Genomic DNA, 458 nt, shown 5'->3' with positions numbered 1-458 from the left:
CAGCGCCAACAAGGCCAACTCCTCAGCCACTACCACTACGACGACCAACACCGCCTGCACGCCCACGCAATCACCCAGCAACAAGACCACCTCTACCAACGCCAATACGACTACGACAAAACCGGCAACCTCACCCGCCTGCTCGACACCCGCAAAGGCGAACACCGCTACCACTACGACCCACTAGGCCGCCTAACCCGCGCCGACCACTCCCAAGACCTGCAGGAACGCTTCGGCCACACACGCGCCGGCAACCTGCTGATGCAAGACCGCCCCGGCCCCGACATCGTCGCCGGCAACCGCCTGATGATCCAGGGCGACCGCCACTACGACTATGACGCCTTCGGCAACCTCATCCGCGAGCGACGCGGCAAAGGCCATCAACTCGTCACCGAATACCGCTACGACTGCCAGCATCGGCTGATCGGCATCACCCAACCCAACGGCCAAACCGCCAG

1 pseudogene is annotated in these 458 nt (G+C 63.5%); it reads left to right on the top strand.

The window, feature by feature from the left end:
* Positions 1 to 458 (top strand): annotated as a pseudogene (locus tag V3W40_RS34575) (RHS repeat domain-containing protein); the annotation flags it as partial.

The sequence above is a fragment of the Pseudomonas sp. AM8 genome (genome assembly GCF_036346475.1).
GTDB lineage: Bacteria > Pseudomonadota > Gammaproteobacteria > Pseudomonadales > Pseudomonadaceae > Aquipseudomonas > Aquipseudomonas marginalis.
This window is presented reverse-complemented; position numbering and strand designations above follow the sequence as displayed.